The organism is Microbacterium sp., from assembly GCF_039812165.1.
Classification (GTDB): Bacteria; Actinomycetota; Actinomycetes; order Actinomycetales; family Microbacteriaceae; genus Microbacterium.
Genome location: NZ_JBDIAB010000005.1, coordinates 14,062 through 33,401 on the forward strand (window position 1 = coordinate 14,062; position 19,340 = coordinate 33,401).

The following is a 19,340-nucleotide window of genomic DNA, read 5'->3' on the forward strand; positions in this document are numbered from 1 at the left end:
CAATCCTCCCACCCGATTCAGGCCATCCCTCCAGGAAATTCTCACCGTGCGCGGGATTACCGGCCCTGATCAGTGGAAGCTGTCGCCACAGGCGCAGCTGCCGGCCGCGTTGGGGTTGTCGATCGTGAACCCCTGCTCCGAGATGGTGTCCTTGAAGTCGATCGTCGCCCCGTCGAGATAGGGCACCGACATGTCGTCGACGATGACCTCGACGCCGTCGAAGTCGACGGTCTGGTCGCCGTCGAGCAGGCGCTCGTCGAAGTAGAGCTGGTAGATCAGTCCCGAGCATCCGCCCGGCTGCACGGCGACGCGCAGGCGCAGGTCGTCGCGGTTCTCCTGGTCGAGGAGGCTCCGCACCTTGTCGGCGGCGGCCGTGGTGAGCAGGACGCCGTGGGCGCGGGCGATGTCGGCGGGCGGCGTGGCGAGGTCGGTCATGGCTCTCCCGGGTGTCGGGCCGTTATCAGACGGCTGGATGCCACGATTCTACGCCGTGGGGTGGCGGTCGGGGATGGGCGGGGCTCTGGTACACCTGGTACGACGCCGGACGCGACCATCGGAGGAGACGCACATGACCGACATCCCCTGGTCCGCGGGACGCTGGACCCACCCGCCCGTCCGGGTCGAGGAGCGCGGCGGAGACCTGCTGGTCACCGCCGCCGAGGGCAGCGACGCGTGGCGGCTCACCTCCTACGGCTTCGTCCACGACAGCGAGCACGCCCTCCTCGTCCCCTTCGAGAACGACAGCGCCGTCGAGGTCGAGTTCACCGCGGCGTTCGGCGCGCAGTTCGACCAGGCGGGCGTCTTCGTCCGCGCCTCGGACGAGCGCTGGATCAAAGCCGGCGTCGAGTTCGCCGACGGCAGTCCACAGCTCGGGGCCGTTGTCACCGACGGCCGGTCGGACTGGTCGCTGGCCCCCGTCCCGGACTGGGCCGGCGAGCGCATCCTGATCCGACTGTCCCGCTCCGGCGACGCGATCACCCTCCGAGCCCGCGCGGCGGACGGCGAGCTCCGCCTCGTCCGCGTCATCCCGTTCCCGCCCGAGCTGCCCGCCGAGGCCGGGCCGTTCGTGAACGCCCCCACGCGGGCCGGTCTCACCGTGCCGCTGCACACGTGGCGCACCACTCCGCCCGACGGCTCGCTTCACTGACCGGCCGCACGAGGCGGTCGACGTGGACGGCCTCTCGAGCGTCACGAGCGGCCATCCAGGCCGAGCACCCGGAATATCTCTTCGAATGTCGGAGGGCTCTGAGAGGATGAAGCATGCCATTCTTCTCCGACCTTCAGGCGCAGCTCGATGCGTTGCGCGCCCTGGTCGGTGACGTCGAGGCGGTCGCCGTCCCGGGTGCGGTGTCGCGGTTGGGCGACGACGAGGTCGTCGCGGTGATCTCGACGGTGTCCGCGCTCGCGCGAGCGTGCGAGTCGCTGCGGATCGCGGCGTCGGGGGTCGTGGCCGCCCGCTCGACAAGAGAGGCGGGACATTCCGGGTTGGCGCAGAAGCGCGGCCATCGGTCGCCGGCGTCGCTGGTACAGGAACTGACGGGCTCGACGCGGGCGGACGCGGTCAAGCAGGTACGGCTCGGGGAGGCGCTCTCGACCTCGCACGGCGACGGCGTCGACGGCGCGGGCGAGGGAGTCGATGCCACGGAAGGGTCCGTCGTGGTGGGCCGTCCGTGGCATGCTCCGTTGAGCGACGCCCTGCTGGCGGGTGCGATCACGGCGGCGCAGCATGACGCGATCCTCCGTGGGCTCGGCGAGCCGCCGGCGCCGGATGCGGATGGGGCCGACAGCGTGGACGGCGTCGACGATGCCGCGGACCGGGCGCGTGCGGCTGAACAGCTGCGGGAGGTGTGGGCGGTGGCGGCGGGTGAGTTGGTGGTGGAGGCGCCGCATCGGACGGTGGAGGAGTTGGCGCGCGCGGCGCGGACGTTGCGGGATCAGCTGGACCCGGAGGGTGCGCAGCGGCGGTTCGAGGAACGATTCCGGGCACGGTCGTTTCGGATGTGGACCGATGCGGACGGCATCCACCGGGGCACGTTCAGCTTCGACGACCACGCCGCCGCGTGGGTCCGCACGATCATCGACTCCGCGCTCCGGCCGCGTCGGGGCGGGCCCCGGTTCGTGGACCCGACCGAGAAGGCCCGCGCCGACGAGCTGGTCGCGGACCCGCGCACGAACGAGCAGCTCGCGTACGACCTGCTCATCGACGTGCTCCGCACCGGGGCCCTCGCCGACGCGAAGGCCGTGTTCGGCACGAGACAGGCCGGCGTCCGGGTCGTGATCAGCGCTGCCGCACGCGCCGCGGTCGCCGACGGGCGTCCGGGGGTGGGTGTGCTCGAGGAGGACCAGAGCACCCTTCCCGCGTGGCTGATCGAACAGCTCGCGTGCGACACCGGCATCGTGGAGTTGCGGATCGACCGGGACGGGAACCCGCTGCACCTGGGCCGGGAGGCACGGCTGTTCTCCCCGCGGCAAAGGGTCGCGCTCGCGATCCGGGACGGCGGATGCCGGTGGAAGGGCTGCGACCGGCCCGCCTCCTACTGCGAATCGCATCACATCGACCACCACGCCGAGGGCGGGAACACCGACACCGACCGGGGGATCCTGCTGTGTCGGTTCCATCACATGGCATTGCACAACGGCGGCTGGCGCATCACCCGTGACGGGCTCGGCGACTTCGTCCTGCATCCACCACCCGGCGGCGGCGAGACGATCGTCCTGAAACCCCGACTCGCACTGACCTACGCATGGGCAGGCATCGACCCACCCCCACCACGATTCCGACCCGCCGCGTGATCGGGAGGCGATGCGCGTCACCGTCCGATGGCGTGACGGGAGCGTCGCAGGAGCCGGTGCCGATCGGCGAGGCGACCGCAGGTGACAGTAGCCTGGCACCGTGCAGGTTCGGGCGGTTCTCTTCGACTGGCGGGGAACGCTCGTCGTGCCGCCGACCGTCGAGGACTGGGTCGAAGACGGACTTCGACGCCTCGGTCGCCCGGTCACGGCCGCCGTCACCGATGACGTGACCCGGCGGATTCTCGCCAGCAGCGGCGAAGAAGACCGCCTGGACGCTCCTGGGCTGGACAGCGACCCTCAGCGCCACCGAGACGCGCTCCTGACGGTCTTCCGAGATGCGGGGATCGACGAGCCTCTCGCGCAGGCGATCTACGCATCGGAGTCCGACCACACACGGAATCGGTTCGTGTCGGATTCGGTGCCCACGATCCGTGCGCTCCACCGCGGCGGCATCCTCGTCGGAGTCGTGAGCGACATCCACTTCGACATACGACCGGCCTTCGCGGCGGCCGGACTCGCCGATGCCGTGGACTCCTACTCGCTGTCGTTCGAGATCGGATCAGAGAAGCCCGACCCCGCGATCTTCGCCCACGCCCTCTCGAGTCTCGGCGTGACAGCAGGCGAGGCACTGATGGTCGGCGACCGTTCGCGTCCGGATGGCGGCGCAGTGGAGTCCGGCATCCCCACGCTCCTGCTGCCGCCCGCGCTCTCCCCCGCCGACGAACGACTGCACCTCGTCGGGAAGCTCGTCCTCTAGTCGCGAACCGTACGGGCGTCGAGCGCCTCGAGAAGGAGCGCCTCGGACGCCAGCGCGTGGCGGAAGGTGTCGAGGTGCAACGACTCGTTCGGGCTGTGCGCCATCGAGTGCGGATCCTCCACGCCGGTCACGAGGATCTGCGCGCCCGGGAACTCGCGCACGAGATCGGCGATGAAGGGGATCGAGCCGCCGACGCCGATGTCGACCGGCGCGACGCCGTAGCCCGCTTCCAAGGCCGCGCGCGCCTGCGCGACCGCCCAGCCGCTCGTGTCGACGAGGAACGCGTCGCCGCAGTCCACGTCGCGGAACTCCAGCTGCGCGCCGAACGGCGCGTGCGCGCGCAGGTGCGCCTCCACCGCCGCGTAGGCCTCCGTCGCGGGCTGGCCCGGCGCGACCCGGGCGCTGATCACGACCGAGACCTCCGGGGTCAGAGTGTTCGAGGCGTTCGCGACGCTCGGCACGTCGATGCCGGTCACCGTGATCGAGGGCTTGTTCCAGATGCGGCTGAGGATCGTCCCGCGGCCGATCGGCCGGACGCCGTCGGGGAGGCCGGCCTCGTCGCGCAGGGTCTCCTCCGGGTAGTCGGGGGTCTCGGCATCCCGCTCTTCGAGACCGGCCACCGCCACCGCGCCGTCGGCGTCCCACAGGGTCGCGAGCAGCGTCACGGCCGCCATCGTGGCGTCGGGCACGGCGCCGCCGAACATGCCGGAGTGCGACGCGTGCTCGAGCGTGCGCACGGTCATCGTGAAGCGCGCGTTGCCGCGCAGCGAGACGGTCAGGGCCGGCGTCGCCGCATCCCAGTTGCCGGAGTCCGCGACGACGATGACGTCGGCGCGCAGCGCGTCGGCGTTCTCGCGCAGGAACGCGGCGAACGAGCGGGAGCCGGCCTCCTCCTCGCCCTCGATGAAGAGGTTCACGCCCAGGTCGAAGTCCGTGCCGAGCACCTCGACGAGCGCGCGCAGCGCACCCACGTGCGCCATGACGCCCGCCTTGTCGTCGGCGGCGCCGCGCCCGTACAGGCGCCCGTCGCGCACGGTCGGCTCGAACGGCGGCGACTGCCAGCGCGAGTCGTCGCCGACCGGCTGCACGTCGTGGTGGGCGTACAGGAGGATCGTCGGGCGACCGTGACGCGCCGCGCGCGTGGCGATCACCGCCGGCATCCCCTCCTCCCCCGTCTCGGGGATCGTCGCGGTGCGGATCTCCACCGCGTCGAAGACCCCGAGGCCGTCGAGCAGCTCCTTCACGGCGGCCGCGCTGCGCGCGACCTCGCGCCGGTCGAAGCCGGGGAAGGCGACCGACGGGATGCGCACGAGGCGTCCCAGATCGGCGAGCGCGGCGGGGACGGCGGCGAGGGCCGCCTCGTGCACGGCGGCGGAGCGGGACAGTGCGGACGTCATGCGGGTAATCTTAGGAGCACGCTGCCCGCCGAACCCGAGGATCACCCCGTGGCCAAGACGCCTCCCGCCTCCGCGCCCGATGCGCCCGAGCTGCCCTCCGGGCCCGGCAAGAACCGTCCGACGCCGTCGCGCGCCGAGCGCGAGGCCGCCCGCAAGCGCCCGCTCGTGCCCGACACGAAGGAGGCGCGCGCACGCGCCAAGGCCGACCTCGCCGCCAAGCGCGAGCGCGCCCGGCAGGGTCTGGCCGCCGGCGAGGAGAGGTACCTGCCGGTGCGCGACCGCGGTCCGCAGCGCAAGTTCGCGCGCGATTTCGCGGATGCCGGTCTGCACCTCGGCGAGGCCGTCATGCCCGCGATGGTGGCGGTGATCCTCCTCAGCCTCATCCCGATGGCGGCGATCAGCTACTGGGCGTTCATCGGACTGTGGGTGTTCATCCTCTTCGTCGTGGGCGACATGGTCATCACAAGCATCCGCGTGAAGCGGGCCGCCGCGGCGAAGTTCGGCAAGGACCGCATGGAGAAGGGCCTCGGCTGGTACGCCGCGATGCGCACCATCCAGATGCGCTTCATGCGCCTGCCGAAGACGCAGGTCAAGCTCGGCCAGTACCCGTCCTGACCGACGCGCCCGACCTCAGCGCCGCCGCGCGCCCGACCTCAGCGCCGCCGCCAGCCCGCGGTTGATGCCGCGCGCCCACAGCGGGCCGCGATAGAGGAACGCCGTGTAGCCCTGCACGAGGTCGGCACCCGCATCCAGCCGCGCGCGCACGTCGGCGGCGGTCTCGACGCCCCCGACCGAGATCACGCAGAACTCCGGCGGCACGACGGCGCGCACGAGCCGCAGCACCTCCAGCGAGCGCGCGCGCAGCGGCGCACCCGACAGGCCTCCGGCTCCGGCGGCCTCGACGGCCGCGGCATCCGTCCGGAGTCCCTCGCGCGAGATCGTCGTGTTGGTCGCGATGAGACCGGCGAGCCCCACGTCGACGGCGAGGCGCGCGACGGCCTCGACCTCGTCGTCGGGCAGGTCGGGCGCGATCTTCACGAGCAGCGGCGTCGAGCCGGCGGCATCCCGCACCGCCTCCAGGAGCGGGCGCAGCGTCTCGACCGCCTGCAGGCCGCGCAGGCCGGGCGTGTTCGGCGACGAGACGTTGACGACGAGGTAGTCGGCGAGCGGTGCGAGCAGCGTGGCGCTGCGCACGTAGTCGGCGGTCGCGTCGGCGACGTCGACGACGCGGCTCTTGCCGATGTTGACGCCGAGCACGGCGCGCGACCGCCGTCGCCGGAGAGCGCGCAGGCGGTCGGCGGCCGCCGCGGCGCCACGGTTGTTGAAGCCCATGCGGTTGACGACGGCACGATCGGGGATCAGGCGGAACAGACGCGGGCGCGGGTTGCCGTCCTGCGCGATCGCGGTGACGGTGCCGACCTCGACGTGGCCGAAGCCGAGCGCCCAGAGGCCGGCCGCACCCCGGGCATCCTTGTCGAAGCCCGCGGCGACCCCGAACGGCGAGTCGAACACGAGCCCGAGCGCCTCGGTGCGCAGCTCCGGCGCGGGCGCGGTCACGCCGCGGACGACCGGCGTGAGCGGTCGCGTGCCCAGCACCCGGATGACGCGCATCGCGAGGTGGTGCGCCGACTCCGGGTCGAGGCGCGAGAGGACATGCCGGAAGAGGAGCGCATACATCCCGTCCAGCGTATCGGCGCGCTCAGTCGTCGGCGGACCGTTCGTGGCCGGCGCGCAGCTGCGCGATGGCCGACTCGAAGTCCTCGAGCGAGTCGAACGCGCGGTACACGCTCGCGAAGCGCAGATAGGCGACCTCGTCGAGGTCGCGCAGCGGCCCGAGGATGGCCAGCCCGATCTCGTTCGTGTCGACCTGCGCCGCGCCGGTCTGCCGCACGGTCTCCTCGACCGCCTGGGCGATGACCGCGAGGTCACCCTCGGTCACGGGCCGCCCCTGGCAGGCCTTGCGGACGCCCGACATGACCTTCTCGCGACTGAACGGCTCGATGACGCCCGACCGCTTGATGACGTTGAGGCTCGCGGTCTCCATCGTCGAGAAGCGCCGACCGCACTGCGGGCACTGACGACGTCGACGGATGCTCAGGCCGTCGTCGCTCGTGCGCGAGTCGATGACGCGGGAGTCCGGGTGGCGGCAGAACGGGCAGTGCATGGCGGGGACAGACTACCGCCCCGGCCGCCGGAAGCGCGCGGTCACCGCCTCGCCGTGCGCGGGCAGCGCCTCGGCGGCGGCAAGGGCCACGATCTCGTCGCGCACGGCGGCGAGCGCGTCGCGGTCGTACGAGATCACCTGCTGCGGCCGGAGGAACGTCGAGGCCGACAGTCCCGACGCGTAGCGGGCCTGGCCGCCGGTGGGGAGGACGTGGTTGCTCCCGGCGAGGTAGTCGCCGAGGCTCACCGGCGAGTGATCCCCCACGAACACGGCGCCGGCGTTGACGAAGTCGTCCACGCGCGGGTCGGTCACGTGGAGCTCCAGGTGCTCGGGCGCGTAGGCGTTGCTGAACGCGGTGGCGGCGTCGAGGTCGTCGACGAGGACGATCGCCGACTGGGGGCCGGCGAGCGCGGTGCGGATGCGCTCGGCGTGGCGCGTGGCGGTCGCCTGGGCGGCGACCTCGGTCGCGACCGCCTCGGCGAGGGCGACGGATGCCGTCACCAGCACCGCCGCGGCCTGCTCGTCGTGCTCGGCCTGGCTGACCAGGTCGGCGGCGACCAGCACCGGGTCGGCGGAGTCGTCGGCCACGACGAGGATCTCGGTCGCGCCGGCCTCGGAGTCGGTGCCCACGGTGCCCGCGACGGCGCGCTTGGCGAGGGCGACGAAGTTGTTGCCCGGTCCGGAGATGACGTCGACGGGAGCCAGTCCGACGTCCGCGACGCCGTGCGCGTAGGCGCCGATCGCTCCCGCGCCGCCCATCGCGTAGACCTCGTCGACGCCGAGCAGGCGGGCGGCGGCCAGGATCACCGGGTGCACGCGTCCGCCGTGCTCGCGCTGCGGGGGCGAGGCGAGCGCGACCTGGGCGACGCCGGCGACCTGCGCGGGCACGACGTTCATGACGACGCTGGAGGGGTAGACGGCCTTGCCGCCCGGCACGTAGACACCGACGCGCCGCACGGGACGCCAGTGCTGCTCCACGCGGGCGCCGGGGCCGAGCTTGGTCACCGACGGCGGCGGCACCTGGGCGGCGGAGGCGAGCCGCACGCGGCGGATCGCCTCCTCGAGCGCGGTGCGGACCACCGGGTCGAGGGTGTCGAGGGCCTCGTCGAGGTGCGCCGCAGGCACGCGGACGTCATGCCCGGTCACGCCGTCGAAGTGCTCGGCCTGGTCGCGCAGGGCGTCCTCACCACGGTCGCGGACATCGGCGACGATCGCGACGGCGGCGGCGTACGCCTCCTCGCGCGCGGCCGTGGCGCGCGGGACGGCGGTCAGAAGTTCGGCCGGCGAGAGCGCGTGACCACGCAGATCGATCGTTCGGAGCATCACTCCAGATTACCCAGCCGACAGCCCGTCAAGGAGAGAGTGGATGAGGACCGCAGCATAAGCCGGACGCTGGACGCCGGGCGGCAGGTGCCCGAGATGCCCCATGGCTTCGTCGAGCAGGTCCGTGACGTGTTCGTCGAACAGCGCGTAGTGGACGTGACGGCCGTGGCGATCGCCGGAGAGGCGCCCGCGTCGACGCGGTGGCCTCCGCCGGCCTACACCGCCCAGCACGAGTGGACGGTGCCGGTCGTGGCCTGCGCGAGGGTCGGCACGGTCTCGACGAACCTCCGTGTGATCGTCTCGGATGCCGGGTACTCGATGACGCGCCAGCCCACGACGCCGAAGTCCTCGTCGAGCGCCTGCAGCGCGCAGGCGAAGCCGGTGCCGGAGGGCGGGGTGGCTTGAAAGGACACGACCACCGTGCGGTCGTCCACAAGCTCGTAGCCCAGCTCGTCGAATCCGGCGTCGTCGAACGAGTCGGAGACGGTCAGCCACGACAGACCCGCGACGGATGCCATGGCCACGACGGCCACACCTGCCCAGACGAGACGACGCCGGACAGGCCGCGGGCTCCCGCCATAACGTTCGTCGAGCTTCTGCTCCGTCGTCATGAGGTCTCTTCTCGCTGCGCTCGGACCACGCCCTCACCGCGGCCACGGGCGTCACGGGCGGCGAGCTCGAGGAGGCGCGCGTTGTACGCCTGCAGCTCGGCATCGCCGGTGCGGTCGGCATGACGGTCTCGGCGTCTGGTCTCGCGATCGTCGCTGCGGCTCCACTGGATCGCGGTGGCGATCGCGAGGACGAGGGTGGGGATCTCGCCGACCGACCAGGCGACGCCGCCGCCGGTGTATTGGTCCTCCAGTGGCGTCGGGCCCCACGTGCGGCCCATCGATCCGAACCATTCGGCGACCATGAGCCCGGACTGCATCATGATCGCGATGCCGAAGAAGGCATGCATCGCCATGATGCCGATGAGCAACAGCAGCCTGCCCGGGTAGGGCAGCCGATACGGCACCGGATCGATGCCGATCAGGGAGAGCACGAACACGTAGCCGGTGATCAAGAAGTGCGCGACCATCCACTGGTGACCGAGGTGGTCGTAGAGCGACCACCTGAACAGGTCGGTGTAGTAGAAGACCCACAGCGACCCGATGAACAGTCCGGCTGCGACGAAGGGGTTGGTGAGCACCCGGGCGACCGGGGAGTGCACGGCCCACAGGATCCATTCGCGGCCTCCACGCGTGTCGTCGTCCCGTCTTCGGATCGCCCGCGCGGCGAGTGTCACCGGAGCGCCGGCGACCAGCAGCACCGGGATCGCCATCGTGAGCAGCATGTGCCCGACCATGTGCATGCTGAAGAGGTAGTCCTGATACACGTTGACGACGCCGCCGGTGACCCAGACCAGCATCAGCATGCCGACGATCCACATCATGGTGCGGTGGACGGGCCAGACGTCGCCGCGGCGACGCAATCGCCACGCGCCGGCCAGGTAGAAGAAGATCGCGAACCCGGCGATCACCGCCCACAGCAGGTCGATGGTCCATGCGGTGAGCCACCGGTCGATCGTGAGTTCCGGAGGCAGCGGAGCGCCCGTGAGACGTTCCGCGGGGGACGGGATCTCAGGTACCGGTGTCGGGTTCGGCGGAGGTGTGCGCGCCAGCGCCGCGGCGGCCCCGCTGGCCGCGCCCATGACCGCCAGCTCGAAGAGGACGAGTGTCCAGAAGGACCGGCTCGCACGGTCGGAGTCACGCATCCTTCCGATCAGGCGGGTGCGGTATCGGACGCCGAACAGGCCGAGCGCGACAAGCGCGAGCACCTTCGCGCCGAGGATCGTGCCGTACGGCGAGACGAGCACCGACCAACTCTCGAGGCCGATCGCGGCACGCACCGTTCCCGACACGACGACGAGCACGAAGGCGGCCAGCGCGATGCTCGAGTAGCGCGCGACGACATCGGCGATGGGCCCGCGAGGGAGAAGCGGACGGATCATGACGATCAAGAGGAGACCGCCGAGCCACACCGCGGCACCGATGATGTGCAGGATGAGCGCCGTCATCGCCTCGTGGTGGAAGGCGTCGTCGCCGGAGTGCCCCTGCGTGCCCATCGGCACGAGGGCGGCGACCGCGAGAACCGTCACGAGAAGCGTGGACGGCCATGATCGCACCGCGAACGTGAGCACGGTGAGAGCGGCGCCCGCGACCGCCGTGATGAGCCAGGTGCGACCGACCTCGGTCTCGACGAGGAACCGGCCGAGCTGTCGGCCGAACTGAGGGCCTGCGTCCACTGCGGGGTTGAACACGTTGAGAAAGGTGAGGAACCCCGTGGCGCCGGCCGCCGCGGTGAACAGGGCGGCGGCGATCGAGGCGATGTCCAGGGCGACGTCGAACTCGCGCTCACCGGCCCGCAGGGTGAACAGCGCCGTCACGAGCACGCCGACCATGCCCGCCGCTGCGAGGTTGACGACCAGTTTCGCGATGGGCAGACCCCAGCGCACCAAGGGGCCGGCGTCGCCGAGTCGGAGCTCTGCCGCGCCTCCTCCGAATGCCAGACCGCCGACCAGAGCGACGAGCGCAGCCGTGACGAGGATCGCAGGGCCGATGCTGCGGAGAGCACGAGAAGGGGGTCCGAGAGCGATCGAACCCTGGTCGGCGCGACGAGAGGCTGTCGAGGTCATGGGCGATGGGGCCGATCGGGGTGGACTCGCACATGCGCCCCACGCATCCGGACACGGTGGAGCAAGCCCAGCATCGCCAGCCCGACGACGGCGGCGAAAGGGAGCGCCGCGGTGACCCAGGGGCCGATCACCGCCGCGGGGCTGAGCCCGCTGCGCAGCGGGAGGGTCGTGATCCCACCGGCGGCGGTGTCGACGCCTATGGTGTCGACGGTGGTCCCGTCGGGTGCGATGACCTGGCTGGTCCCCACGGTGGACACGTTTACCACGGCGCGACCGGTCTCGATCGCCCGCATCCGCGCGAACGCGAGCTGCTGCACGTTCTCGTCAGTGCCGCGGAAGTCGGCGTTGTTGGTCTGGAACACGTACAGCTGCGCGCCGGCACGAGCGCCGTCCCAGATCACGGTGTCGTAGATCACGTCGAAGCAGATCGCGAGCCCCACCGTGACGTCTGCGACGGTCACCGACGGTGAGTTGGTGCCGGGCGTGTACTCGCGTTGGATGAGCCCGACCAGGTCGGGGGCGAGGAGCCGATAGAACCACCTGTCGGGCACGTACTCGCCGAACGGAACCGGGTTGACCTTGTCGTGCCACTGCAGGTCGGCGCGCTCCCCGGTCCACAGCAACGAGGTGTTGAAGACGTTCCCGCCCCGACTGACGGCGGCGTTCAGGAGCAAGGGTGCTCCCGCCTCGCGCGCGAGGCGGTCGAGCGCCGCGGCGGTGTCGGGGGTGGTCAGAGGGTCGGAGTCGACCGAGCCCTCGGGCCACACGAGCAGGTCCATCGGCCGTCCCAGGAGCGGCTCGGTGGCACGGGTCTGCGCGACGAGCATGTCACTGGGACTCCGGTCGTCGAAATAGCCGGCGGGCCCGTTGCCCTGCACCCACCCGACCGTGAACGTGCCGGCATCCGTGGTCGGGAACTGCGGGACCGTCACCAGGATCAGCACGCCGACAGCGGCGGGCAGGAGACCGCGCAGGAACCGGATGCCGCCGGAGCGGAACCATTGCAGCAAGGCGGCGCAGACCGCCACGACGAGGAAGGACAAGCCGGTGACGCCGATCCATGACGCGATCTGCGGCAACGGCCCGTCGACCTGAGTCATGCCCAGCCGCGCCCAGGGGAATCCCGAGTACGGCCACGCGCCCATCGCGATCTCACGCGTCACCCAGAGCCCGGCGACCAGCAGAGGGCCCCCGACCAGCTGTCCGGCCGCCCCCGGGCCGAACCGGGCAGTCCAGCGGTAGGCGAGCGTGATCGGGATGGCGCCGACGCCGAACAGCACCGCTTCCAGCCCAGCCAACGCGATCCACGGCGCCGGGCCGAGGAACTCCCCCACCCAGACCAAGTGGGTGAAGAAGAACACGACGCCGAAGACCGTGCCCACCAGCAGCGCTCCGCCGAGACGGCGCCCGACGAGAGTGGCGAGGGCGAAGGTCACGCTGACGAACGCGAGCGGCCACCACCCGAGCGGCGCCGACGCCAGATCGAGCAGGATCCCGGCGGCAGCGGCGATCGGCACCGCGGCTCGCATCGGCAGCAGCGGGCTCGGATGCCGCGGACCCGACAGGCGATGCGGCGACCCGGCGGCGAGGCCGGGCGCGGTGGCGGTGGCGGTCATGCGTCGGCGGTCCTTACTTCTGGCCGAGCGTGCGGAGGTACGCGTTGTAGGCGTCCAGTTCGGGATCGCCGTGAACGTCGGCATAGCGAGCAGCGGCGGCGGCACGCGTCGAGTCGTCGCGGAACCAGCGGTGCACGATGTAGAGCAGTATGAGCAAGGTCGGACCCTCGCCATAGGACCACGCGAGCGCTCCCGCGAGCCACTGATCGTTGAGCGGGTCGACGCCGAGCGCGATGGTGCTGGCGGTGAAATGCTCCACGAGCAGGCCGGGGGCCATCATGAGGAACACGCCGAAGAGGGCGTGCAGCGCGGCCTCGGCGAACACGTCGAGAGCGCGGCCGCCATGGCTGAGCCGAACCGGCAGCGGATCGGCGGAGAGCACCGGGATGGTGAACAGTATCCCCGACATGAGGAACGCGACCTCGAGCGCGATGTGGCCTGCGGGGGCGGCGAGGATGCGATCGGCGAGGTCGGCGAGGTAGAGCCCGTAGAACGCGAACAGGTACAGCGGCAACGCCACCCAGGGGCTGAGCATCCATCGCGAGACCCGGCTGCGCAGACCGAGATGGGCGGCACACAGGACGAGACGCCCGACGCCGTGATGCGGCGTGGCACGCAGCAACAGCGTGCCCGGGGAACCGAGCACGAGCAGCGGCGGGATCGCCATCATCAGCGAGAGCTGCTGGAACATGAACACCGACAGCAGCGCGTACCCGTACGCTTCGACGCCGAGTCCGGTGACCGCAGCCAGGACGAGGCATCCCGTCAGGAAGCAGACGGTGCGCCACACCGACCAGCGGCGACCTTGCACCCACAGCCGGACCGCGCCGATCAGGTATCCGGCGGCCAGGAGCGCGGCCAGAGCGGGCAGGACCGGGAAGGGCAACGGCACGGGCATCAAGAACCCGAGGAAGGTCGGCGGATCGGCGGGGATCCACTCGCTCATCGCGGTTCGCCCTCTCGCGTCGCCGCCGCGTACGCTGCCGCGTGCTGCGCGGCGAGGTCTCCGACCGCGCGGGCGAGGGCGGGATCCTCACCCCGGGCCAGACCGGCGTACTCGAGCCGAACGCCGTCGCCGTCGGGCCGCGCTTTCACCCAGAGGCGGCGGCGCGGGACGAACAGGCCGGCGAACAGCCCAAGAGCGGCGAGGACGGAGAACGCCAGCACCCAGCCGCTGCTGGGGTCGCGCTGGATCTGCAGCGACGCGAACCGTTTCACGGGGTCGGCACCTGCGCTCTCCCAGGTGATCGTGCCCCACCCGTTCGGCAGATCCACGGTGTCGCCCAGCGTCAGCTCCAGCGAATCGACGCCGGTATCGCCGCCCGTGTGCTGCGTGAGCCCGTCGACCTCGAGCGTGTACACCGAACGAGGCGTGCCGTCGTCGATGCCGAGATCCCCGCTGAACACGTTGAACGTCAGCACCGGATTGACCACCTCCGGGTAGACGGAGGTGAAGGCCCCGGAGGGCAGCACCCCCTGGGTCGGATAGAAGAAGCCGACCAGGCCGAGCTGCTCGGACAGTCCGTCCGGGATCTTGATGATCCCCAGCGAGGTCATGTTGGAGTCCTGCGGCAGGAACGGCTGCGACTCGCTGTACACCACGTCGCCCTGGGCGTTGCGAACGGTGAGGGTGGGGGCGTAGCCGTTGCCGAGCAGGTAGATGCGGTCGCCCGCGACGGTGATCGGATAGTTCACCATCACGCTCTCCGTCCGATCGTCTTCGCCGGGGCCACGGATGGTGACGTCGGCGGCGAAGTCGCCGGCCTGCCCAGCGCCGGGGCTGCCGGGCGGCTGGTAGGAGACCTGGAAGTCGTCGAGGGTGAGCGAGTAGGGTTCCAGTCCGGTGCCGTCGATGAAGCGGCCGGGATTGAACGAGGAGTAGTCGCTGAGTGCGTTGACGAACGTGGTGCCCTCCACGACGACCCGCTGCCCGGTGTACGCGAACGACCCGCCGATCGCGACGGAGACGAGCACGCCGACCAGGGCGACGTGGAAGACCAGGTTGCCGGTCTCTCGCAGATAGCCCCGCTCCGCGGACACCGACACCCAGCCTCTCCCCTCGTATCGCTGCACCCGGTAGCCGGCGCGGCGCAGTTGCTGTTCGGCGACCGCTATCGCATGGACGGCTGGGTCGGGCCGTCCTCCGCCGGCCGGGAGCGCGACCTCCTGATGCTCGGAGAGGCGGGACAGGCGAGCGGGTGTGCGCGGGGGCCGGGAGCGGAGCGCTCTGTAGTGATGACGAGCACGCGGGATGACACAGCCGATGAGAGACGTGAACAGCAGCAAGTAGATCGCGGAGAACCACGGTGACCGGTACACGTCGAACAGTCCGACCGCGTCGGCGAACGGGAAGACGTCCGGCTTGTCGCGCTCCCATTGGATGACGCCGTTGGGATCGGCGCTGCGCTGCGGGAACAGGGAGCCGGGCACGGCGGCGATCGCGAGGAACAGGAGCAGCACCAGGGCCGTGCGCATGCTGATCAACTGTCGCCAGGCCCATCGCGACCATCCGACCAGACCGAGCGCGGGCTGGGCGACCTCGGCCGCTTCGGAGTCGGCGTGGTCGTCCGGACGAAGCGGATCGACGACCGTGTCGATGTCAGAGCGGGAGGGGGACATTGATCACCACCTGCTGCAGCGCAGACATCAGAGCCGCCCACAACCCGGTCACCATGAGCACGCCGAGAACGACGAGAAGGCTGCCGCCGATGACGTTCAGGGCGCGGATGTGCCGACGGAGGAACCCGACCGATCGAGATGCCCACCCCCAGCCGAGAGCGAGCAGGAGGAAGGGGATGCCGAGCCCGAGCGAGTAGGCGAGGCCCAGCAGGCCGGCACGAACGGGATCGCCGAGGTTCCACGACATCGAGAGGATCGCCGCCAGGGTCGGGCCGATGCAGGGGGTCCACCCGACACCGAGCGCGAATCCGAGCAGGGGGGCGCCGATCAGACCGACCCGGCCCCGGATAGGGGGGCGGAGTGTGCGCTGGGCGATGCCGAAGAAGCCGATGAACACCAGCCCGAGCAGGATGACCACGACCCCGAGAACGCGGGTGAGCATGTTCGCGTACTGCAGCAGCAGAAGCCCGAACGTTCCACCGAGGATCGTGACGGTCACGAACACCACCGTGAACCCGGCGATGAACAATGCCACGCCCGACAGCAGGCGGGTCCGTCCTGGCGGGGGACGCCGACCGGCACCGGCGGTGCCGGCGGCGCCGCCGAGGTAGCCGAGGTAACCGGGTACCAGCGGGAGGACGCAGGGAGAGGCGAACGAGACCAACCCGGCCAGCGCGGCGAGCGGGAGCGCCACCCACAGGGCGCCGTCCACGACCATCGCGCTCGGGTTCACGAGAGCTCTGCCAGGGTGTCGCCGACGAGAGTCGACAGGATGGATGCGCTGGCCAGTTGACCGATGATCCGCGCGGCCACCCGCCCCTCCTGATCCAGGACCACGGTGGTCGGAGTGGCCTGGATGGGGGTGACCTGCGCGAACGCGAGCTTGACCCTTCCGTCGTTGACGTCGATCACGCTCGGATAGGTGACGTTGTTGTCTCGTGCGAACGACAAGGCGGTGGCGGGCTGGTCATAAGTGTTCACGCCGAGGAAGGCGACACCCCGGTCCTGGTACTCCTGCCATACGGCCTCGAGCAGCGGCGCCTCGACGATGCACGGCCCGCAGGCGGCGTACCAGAAGTTGACCACCAGCACCCCGCCCCGGTAGTCGTCGCTGGACACCGTCTCGCCGGTCTCGGTGACCCCCTCGAACACCACCGGCTCACCCCGGTCGGCGGGCGGGATCTCCACGACCTGGAAGTCGCCGGCGATGTAGCCCTTCTCGTTTCCCTCACGGTACTGCTGTGCCGGGCCGTCGTTGCTGGTGCAGCCGGCGAGCACCACGGTCGTGAGCACTGTGGCGACGACGATGCGTGTGCGGCGGTTCATGTGCGCTCGATCCTGATCAATGCCCCGGCGACGAGGAACGCGATCGCGGCGCCAGGTTGCGCGGCGATCCAGATCGGACCGGTGAACGGGAACGGGAACACCGGATTCCACAGCACGGCGATCGCTGCGAAGACCGGTGCCCACCACCATTGCCTCGCTTGGATCGCGAACCAGCCGACGATGACCGCGAGGATCGCGGTCACGAACAGCACCGCCAGGGACCAGTCTCCGTCGAGCAGCACCGGCGCGAGGAACAGCATCGCGGCGGCGAGAAGGCTCGGGGCGAGCGCGTTGCGTTGATGGCGAGACGGTGCCCGCTTCCTCTTCTCGCTCACAGCCCACCCACTGACGAGTTCGAGCTCAGCTGCGCGCTGGCATCGCTCCGGTTCGCGACCCGCCGCGTCAAGGGCCCGGCCACCAGGACGAGCGCTCCGATGCCGAGTGCGACGTCGGCGAGATTGCCGATGAACCAGTCTCCGTAGGCGAGGAAGTCGGTCACGTATCCGCGCCCGAATCCCGGCGGGGCGAACAGCCGGTCGACCACGTTCCCCAGCGCGCCGCCGAAGACCAACCCGATGCCGACCGCCGACCATGCGGAGCGGGCTCGCAGCGCGGCGACGGACAGCACCACCACGGCGGTCACACCGAGCACCGTCAGCAGCCACGTGGCACTGGATCCGAGGCCGAGCATCGCACCGGGGTTGAAGGCGAGTTGCAGCCCCAACATCTCACCCACCAGCGGGGTCCGTTCGGTCTCGCTCAACCCGGACAGTGCCGCTGCCTTGCTGACCTGGTCTGTCATCACCACGGACCCCGCCGTCACGCAGAAGATCGCGAACCGGCGGGCCTGGACGTGTTCCGACGGAGTCGCCTCATCAGAAGTCGAAGAGCTCACCGAGGAACCCCTCCCGCCTGCGGCGGCCGGTGCGGCCATGCCGATCCCGATCCTCGCCGTGGTGATCCCGGTCCCGACCACGGGCGGTGTCCGCGTCCCGGACTCGATGCCCGCCGGTCCGTGTATCCCCGGAAGCGCGGTCGACGATCTTGTCGAGCTCGCCACGGTCCAACCAGACGCCGCGGCACCGGGGGCAGTAGTCGATCTCCACGCCGGATCGCTCGGCGATGAGCAGGTCGGTGGCGTCGATGGGACATTTCATGATGTTCTCCTTCGGGCATCCGAGTTCGGACGCCGCGTTCAGGTGTCGGTGGGGTGTTCGCGCATCTGACGGGTCTCTGCCGCCGCCTCGCGACCGGCGGCCACGGCAGCTGCCGCCCTGTCTCGGCGGCGACGTTTGCGCGCCACCAGCAGCACGACCAACAGCGCGCCGCCGATGATGATCGCACCGCCGACCACGGCCATCAGCGGCAGGAACGCTCCGCCTCGGGACGGGCCGCTGTGGACGTCCACCCTTGCGGTGGCGGTCGGCTCGGCCGTCTGCGTCGGCATCCCGTCGGGGGCTGCGGTGCCGGTGGGGCCCGTGGCGGCCTGAACCGTGTACGTGTACTGGTCGCTGATGGGGTGTCCATCGCTGGACACCACCCGCCACAGCACCGTGAACACGCCGGTGCTCGGCCCTGCGGTCAACATCTGCGTGACTGTGGTTCCGTCGACGACCGGCTCCCCGTCGGTCACGTTCTGCCCGTCCGGAGACGTCACCTCGATGACCACCGAGCTGGCCGCGGTGAGCAGCTCGCCGCTGAACGTGATGGAGATCTCCTCCGGGGAGACTTTGACCGTGGAGCCGGCCTCAGGGGTCGAGGAGATCAGGTTGTCGTGCGCGGCCGCGGGCGGTGCACCGACCATCAGCAGTCCGCCGGCGAGCAGCGACGCCGCCATGACGGACAGCAGCGATGATGCGGTCCCGCGCGCCCGGCGGGTGCGGGTCGTGCTCATGAGTGATGCTCTTTCACGTGCGACGGGTGATGTGGTCGGCGCTGCGCGGCGTCGTCGAATGACACGACCGCGATCGCGCAGCGGTGCGATGACTTCGTACGCATCAGGAGCTGCCGTTCACTGCGGTCTCGATCGCCGTCTCGAGGTCGTTCCACGCCTGCAGCTCAAGCAGTTCACCGTCGACGAAGAACGTCGGCGTGCTGCCCACCCCGAGCGCACGGCCCTCGTTGAAGTCCAGCTCCACACGCTCGGCCGTGGCCGGGTCGGCGACTGCGGCGTCGTACGCGGCCATGTCCAGTCCGAGCTCCTCCGCGAAGCCGCGGAACAGGTCAGCGCGCGACGTCTGCGCTTCGCCCCACTCTGCCTGCGTCTCGAACAGCCGGCGATACATGTCCTCGAATCGATCCTGACCCGCGGCCGCCTCCGCAGCGATCGCCGCGTTCTTCGAGTTGAAGTGCCCGGGGAGGGGGAAATAGCGGACGACATAGGTGATCTCTCCCGCGAACTGCGTCCGAAGGTCTTCCACGATCGGGTAGAACGCACCGCACGCCTCGCACTCGAAGTCGAGGAACTCCACGACTGTGACGGCATCCGGGCCGCCGTCGTCAAGAACGTGCGAGCTCTCCCGCACGACGGAAACCGTCCCCGCATCGCCACCACCTCCCTCCGGCGGGGGCGCAGGGCTCTGCCTGACGATGGCGAGGATGATCGCGACCAGCACCAGCACGACGGCGATCGCGGCGGCGATCAATGTCGCCTTCACAGGGGTCTTCATCG

At 70.7% G+C, this 19,340-nt stretch carries 21 protein-coding genes; 4 read left to right on the top strand and 17 right to left on the bottom strand.

The genetic code is table 11. From position 1 onward, the window contains the following. Positions 1 to 69: 69 nt before the first annotated feature. Positions 70 to 435, bottom strand: coding sequence for an iron-sulfur cluster insertion protein ErpA (gene erpA / locus WML84_RS01125; protein ID WP_347344318.1), 366 nt, complete (start codon positions 433 to 435; stop codon positions 70 to 72). Between the two features lie 133 nt (positions 436 to 568). On the opposite strand from erpA, the gene WML84_RS01130 reads away from it, so the two are divergent. From WML84_RS01130 to WML84_RS01140, 3 genes are all read left to right on the top strand, one after another. Continuing rightward, positions 569 to 1,147, top strand: coding sequence for a DUF1349 domain-containing protein (locus WML84_RS01130; RefSeq protein WP_347344319.1), 579 nt, complete (start codon positions 569 to 571; stop codon positions 1,145 to 1,147). A gap of 299 nt (positions 1,148 to 1,446) precedes the next feature. After that, positions 1,447 to 2,793: a DUF222 domain-containing protein gene (locus tag WML84_RS01135; protein ID WP_347344320.1), complete on the top strand. Its 1,347-nt coding sequence runs from the start codon at positions 1,447 to 1,449 to the stop codon at positions 2,791 to 2,793. A 100-nt stretch (positions 2,794 to 2,893) separates the two neighbouring features. Further along, positions 2,894 to 3,550, top strand: a complete 657-nt coding sequence (locus WML84_RS01140) for an HAD family hydrolase (RefSeq protein WP_347344321.1) — start codon at positions 2,894 to 2,896, stop codon at positions 3,548 to 3,550. Here the strand turns inward: WML84_RS01140 and WML84_RS01145 are convergent. Continuing rightward, positions 3,547 to 4,947 (bottom strand): dipeptidase, encoded by a 1,401-nt coding sequence (locus WML84_RS01145; protein ID WP_347344322.1) that lies wholly within the window; start codon positions 4,945 to 4,947, stop codon positions 3,547 to 3,549. The genes WML84_RS01140 and WML84_RS01145 overlap by 4 nt on opposite strands. Before the next feature lie 48 nt (positions 4,948 to 4,995). On the opposite strand from WML84_RS01145, the gene WML84_RS01150 reads away from it, so the two are divergent. Then, complete coding sequence (locus tag WML84_RS01150) at positions 4,996 to 5,562, top strand: DUF3043 domain-containing protein (RefSeq protein ID WP_347344323.1); 567 nt, start codon at positions 4,996 to 4,998, stop codon at positions 5,560 to 5,562. 15 nt (positions 5,563 to 5,577) lie between these two features. Here WML84_RS01150 and WML84_RS01155 read toward each other — a convergent pair whose 3' ends face one another. The 15 genes from WML84_RS01155 to WML84_RS01225 all read right to left on the bottom strand — a co-directional run bounded on the left by WML84_RS01155 (position 5,578) and on the right by WML84_RS01225 (position 19,338). Continuing rightward, entirely contained in the window at positions 5,578 to 6,624 is a 1,047-nt protein-coding gene (locus WML84_RS01155) for a quinone-dependent dihydroorotate dehydrogenase (protein ID WP_347344324.1), read from the bottom strand. Between the two features lie 22 nt (positions 6,625 to 6,646). Then, positions 6,647 to 7,111 carry a transcriptional regulator NrdR gene (gene nrdR / locus WML84_RS01160; protein ID WP_347344325.1) on the bottom strand — a complete coding sequence of 155 codons (465 nt, stop codon included), beginning with the start codon at positions 7,109 to 7,111 and terminating at the stop codon, positions 6,647 to 6,649. A 12-nt stretch (positions 7,112 to 7,123) separates the two neighbouring features. Beyond that, entirely contained in the window at positions 7,124 to 8,434 is a 1,311-nt protein-coding gene (gene hisD, locus WML84_RS01165) for a histidinol dehydrogenase (protein WP_347344326.1), read from the bottom strand. A gap of 215 nt (positions 8,435 to 8,649) precedes the next feature. Continuing rightward, the gene (locus tag WML84_RS01170; protein WP_347344327.1) at positions 8,650 to 9,045 is read right to left on the bottom strand and encodes a DUF4307 domain-containing protein; all 396 of its coding nucleotides are present in this window, start codon (positions 9,043 to 9,045) and stop codon (positions 8,650 to 8,652) included. After that, the gene (locus WML84_RS01175) at positions 9,042 to 11,108 is read right to left on the bottom strand and encodes a cytochrome c oxidase assembly protein (RefSeq protein ID WP_347344328.1); all 2,067 of its coding nucleotides are present in this window, start codon (positions 11,106 to 11,108) and stop codon (positions 9,042 to 9,044) included. The genes WML84_RS01170 and WML84_RS01175 overlap by 4 nt, the downstream gene beginning before the upstream one ends. Next, positions 11,105 to 12,637: an apolipoprotein N-acyltransferase gene (lnt, locus tag WML84_RS01180; protein WP_347344352.1), complete on the bottom strand. Its 1,533-nt coding sequence runs from the start codon at positions 12,635 to 12,637 to the stop codon at positions 11,105 to 11,107. The genes WML84_RS01175 and lnt overlap by 4 nt, the downstream gene beginning before the upstream one ends. A 100-nt stretch (positions 12,638 to 12,737) precedes the next feature. After that, positions 12,738 to 13,670 carry a cytochrome c oxidase assembly protein gene (locus tag WML84_RS01185; protein WP_347344329.1) on the bottom strand — a complete coding sequence of 311 codons (933 nt, stop codon included), beginning with the start codon at positions 13,668 to 13,670 and terminating at the stop codon, positions 12,738 to 12,740. Further along, a complete protein-coding gene (locus WML84_RS01190; protein ID WP_347344330.1) occupies positions 13,667 to 15,343 on the bottom strand; it encodes a cytochrome c biogenesis protein ResB in 1,677 nt (558 codons plus the stop codon). Before WML84_RS01190 ends, WML84_RS01185 begins: the two co-directional genes overlap by 4 nt. Continuing rightward, complete coding sequence (locus tag WML84_RS01195) at positions 15,324 to 16,076, bottom strand: cytochrome c biogenesis CcdA family protein (protein ID WP_347344331.1); 753 nt, start codon at positions 16,074 to 16,076, stop codon at positions 15,324 to 15,326. Before WML84_RS01195 ends, WML84_RS01190 begins: the two co-directional genes overlap by 20 nt. Next, entirely contained in the window at positions 16,073 to 16,669 is a 597-nt protein-coding gene (locus tag WML84_RS01200; protein WP_347344332.1) for a TlpA disulfide reductase family protein, read from the bottom strand. Before WML84_RS01200 ends, WML84_RS01195 begins: the two co-directional genes overlap by 4 nt. Then, positions 16,666 to 17,004: a DUF6804 family protein gene (locus WML84_RS01205; protein WP_347344333.1), complete on the bottom strand. Its 339-nt coding sequence runs from the start codon at positions 17,002 to 17,004 to the stop codon at positions 16,666 to 16,668. Before WML84_RS01205 ends, WML84_RS01200 begins: the two co-directional genes overlap by 4 nt. Further along, a complete protein-coding gene (locus WML84_RS01210) occupies positions 17,001 to 17,471 on the bottom strand; it encodes a signal peptidase II (protein ID WP_347344353.1) in 471 nt (156 codons plus the stop codon). The genes WML84_RS01205 and WML84_RS01210 overlap by 4 nt, the downstream gene beginning before the upstream one ends. A gap of 73 nt (positions 17,472 to 17,544) precedes the next feature. Further along, positions 17,545 to 17,826, bottom strand: a complete 282-nt coding sequence (locus tag WML84_RS01215) for a zf-TFIIB domain-containing protein (protein WP_347344334.1) — start codon at positions 17,824 to 17,826, stop codon at positions 17,545 to 17,547. A gap of 38 nt (positions 17,827 to 17,864) precedes the next feature. Next, positions 17,865 to 18,563 (bottom strand): copper resistance CopC family protein, encoded by a 699-nt coding sequence (locus WML84_RS01220; protein WP_347344335.1) that lies wholly within the window; start codon positions 18,561 to 18,563, stop codon positions 17,865 to 17,867. Between the two features lie 103 nt (positions 18,564 to 18,666). Next, the gene (locus WML84_RS01225; RefSeq protein WP_347344354.1) at positions 18,667 to 19,338 is read right to left on the bottom strand and encodes a thioredoxin domain-containing protein; all 672 of its coding nucleotides are present in this window, start codon (positions 19,336 to 19,338) and stop codon (positions 18,667 to 18,669) included. Between the last annotated feature and the right edge of the window lie 2 nt (positions 19,339 to 19,340).